The following is a 3,133-nucleotide window of genomic DNA, read 5'->3' on the forward strand; positions in this document are numbered from 1 at the left end:
CCAAGTACAAGTTCACGCGCGAGCAGCAGGACGCCTTCGCCATCGCCAGCGTCGAGCGCGCCAAGAAGGCCACCGACACCGGCCTCTTCAAGGACGAGATCGTGCCCGTCACCGTGAAGGGCCGCGGCGGCGACACGGTGATCTCCATCGACGAAGGCCCCGGCAAGGTCAAGCTCGACAAGATCCCCACCCTCAAGCCCGCGTTCAAGAAGGAGAACGGCACCATCACCGCCGCGTCGAGCTCGTCGATCAACGACGGCGCTGCCGCGCTGGTGATGATGACCGAGTCGCACGCGAAGAAGATCGGCGCCAGGCCCATCGCCCGCCTCGTCGGCCATGCTACGCATGCCCAGCAGCCCGAATGGTTCTCCACCGCGCCCGTTGGCGCCGTCGCCAAGCTGTTCAAGAAGACCGGCTGGACCGTGAAGGACGTCGACCTGTGGGAGGTGAACGAAGCCTTCGCCGTGGTGCCGATGGCGCTGATGCACGAACTCGACGTGTCGCACGAGATCGTCAACGTGAACGGCGGCGCCTGCGCGCTGGGTCACCCGATCGGTGCCAGCGGCGCGCGCATCATGGTCACGCTGATCCATGCGCTGAAGGCGCGCGGCAAGAAGCGCGGCGTGGCCACGCTGTGCATCGGCGGCGGCGAAGGCACCGCCGTGGCACTCGAATTGCTATAAGAGCAACGGCCGGCAAGCGCCCGGGGGACGGGCGCTTGCCGGCTTTTTCGTTCGGATACTTCAAACAATGCGTAGAGCAGGAGATTTCATGCGCCCATCCATCCACCGTACCGCCATTGCCGCCGTGCTGGCCACCGCTTTCGTGGCGAGCGCCGCCTGGGCGCAGAAGCGCGACAACGTGCTGTTCCAGGCCGCCACCGACGAGCAGCCTGCGGTGATCAAGACGCTGGAAAAGCTCGTCAACATCGAGACCGGCACCGGTGACGCCGAAGGCATCGCCGCCGCCGGCAACTACCTCGAGGGCGAACTCAAGAACCTGGGCTTCACGGTCACGCGCAGCAAGTCGGCCGGCCTCGTGGTGGGCGACAACATCGTCGGCAAGATCAAGGGCCGCGGCGGCAAGAACCTGCTGCTGATGTCGCACATGGACACCGTGTACCTGAAGGGCACGCTCGCGAAGGCGCCGTTCAAGATCGAAGGCGACAAGGCCTACGGCCCCGGCATCGCCGACGACAAGGGCGGCAACGCCGTCATCCTGCACACGCTCAAGCTGCTGAAGGACTACGGCGTGCGCGATTACGGCACCATCACCGTGCTGTTCAACACCGACGAGGAAAAGGGCTCCTTCGGCTCGCGCGACCTGATCCAGGAAGAAGCCAAGCTGGCCGACTACGTGCTGTCCTTCGAGCCCGCCAGTGCCGGCGACGAGAAACTCTCGCTGGGCACCTCGGGCATCGCCTACGTGCAGGTCAACATCACCGGCAAGGCCTCGCATGCGGGAGGCGCGCCCGAGATGGGCGTGAACGCGCTGGTCGAGGCCTCCGACCTCGTGCTGCGCACCATGAACATCGACGACAAGGCGAAGAACCTGCGCTTCAACTGGACCATCGCCAAGGCCGGCAACGTGTCGAACATCATCCCGGCCAGCGCCACGCTGAACGCCGACGTGCGCTATGCGCGCAACGAAGACTTCGATGCCGCCATGAAGACGCTGGAAGAGCGCGCGCAGCAGAAGAAGCTGCCCGAGGCCGACGTCAAGGTGGTCGTCACGCGCGGCCGTCCGGCCTTCAACGCGGGCGAAGGCGGCAAGAAACTGGTCGACAAGGCTGTGGGCTTCTACAAGGAGGCCGGCGGCAACCTCGGCGTGGAAGAGCGCACCGGCGGCGGCACGGACGCGGCCTATGCGGCGCTGTCGGGCAAGCCGGTGATCGAGAGCCTGGGCCTGCCGGGCTTCGGCTACCACAGCGACAAGGCCGAGTACGTGGACATCAGTGCCATTCCGCGCCGCCTGTACATGGCGGCGCGCCTGATCATGGACCTGGGCGCCGGCAAGTAAGCACGACTCGAAAAAAGACAGACAGGAGACAACGCCATGCTGCTCAGCCCCGACCAGGAAGCCATCCGCGACGCGGTGCGCGACTTCTCGCAAGCCGAACTGTGGCCCAACGCCCCGAAGTGGGACCGCGAGCACAGCTTTCCCAAGGAGGCTCACCAAGGCCTTGCGGCACTGGGTGCTTACGGCATCTGCGTGCCCGAGGAACACGGTGGCGCGGGCCTCGACTACCTCACGCTCGCGCTGGTGCTCGAAGAAATCGCGGCCGGCGACGGCGGCACCAGCACCGCCATCAGCGTGACCAACTGCCCGGTCAACGCCATCCTCATGCGCTACGGCAATGCGCAGCAGAAAAAGAAGTGGCTCGAACCGCTGGCGCAGGGCCGGATGCTCGGCGCCTTCTGCCTCACCGAGCCGCAGGCCGGCAGCGATGCATCGAGCCTGCGCACCACGGCGCGCAAGGACGGCGACGCGTACGTGATCGACGGTGTGAAGCAGTTCATCACCAGCGGCAAGAACGGCCAGGCGGCCATCGTCATCGCGGTGACCGACAAGGGCGCGGGCAAGCGCGGCATGAGCGCTTTCATCGTGCCGACCGACACACCGGGCTACAACGTCGCGCGCCTGGAAGACAAGCTGGGCCAGCACAGCAGCGACACCGCGCAGATCAACTTCGACGGCTGTCGCATTCCGTGCGAGAACCTGATCGGCGCCGAGGGCGAGGGCTACAAGATCGCGCTCGGCGCGCTGGAGGGCGGGCGCATCGGCATTGCCGCGCAGAGCGTGGGCATGGCGCGCAGCGCCTTCGACGTGGCGCTGGCCTATGCCAAGGAGCGCCAGGCCTTTGGCGGCTCGATCTTCGACCAGCAGGCCGTCGGTTTCAGGCTGGCCGAATGCGCCACGCAGCTCGAAGCCGCGCGCCAGCTGATCTGGCATGCCGCCAGCCTGCGCGATGCGGGGCGGCCGTGCCTGAAGGAAGCAGCCATGGCCAAGCTGTTCGCGAGCGAGATGGCCGAGCGCGTATGCAGCGCCGCCATCCAGACGCTGGGCGGCTACGGCTACGTGAACGACTTTCCGCTGGAGCGCATCTACCGCGACGTGCGCGTGTGCCAGATCT

3 protein-coding genes are annotated in these 3,133 nt (G+C 66.5%); all 3 read left to right on the forward strand.

Annotated elements, in window-relative coordinates:
• Positions 1-683, forward strand: a 683-nt coding sequence (locus PMI12_RS26075; protein WP_007838710.1) for an acetyl-CoA C-acyltransferase, incomplete at its 5' end; no start/stop codon positions are given.
• An 88-nt stretch (positions 684-771) separates the two neighbouring features.
• Positions 772-2,019, forward strand: coding sequence for a glutamate carboxypeptidase (locus tag PMI12_RS26080; RefSeq protein ID WP_007838712.1), 1,248 nt, complete (start codon positions 772-774; stop codon positions 2,017-2,019).
• A 36-nt stretch (positions 2,020-2,055) separates the two neighbouring features.
• Positions 2,056-3,133, forward strand: a 1,078-nt coding sequence (locus tag PMI12_RS26085; RefSeq protein WP_007838714.1) for an acyl-CoA dehydrogenase family protein, incomplete at its 3' end; no start/stop codon positions are given.

It is taken from the genome of Variovorax sp. CF313, assembly GCF_000282635.1.
Classification (GTDB): Bacteria; Pseudomonadota; Gammaproteobacteria; order Burkholderiales; family Burkholderiaceae_C; genus Variovorax.

Coding starts and splice junctions, on each gene's coding strand:
- PMI12_RS26080 (WP_007838712.1), top strand. CDS start 772: ATGCGCCCATCCATCCACCGTACCGCCATTGCCGCCGTGCTGGCCACC.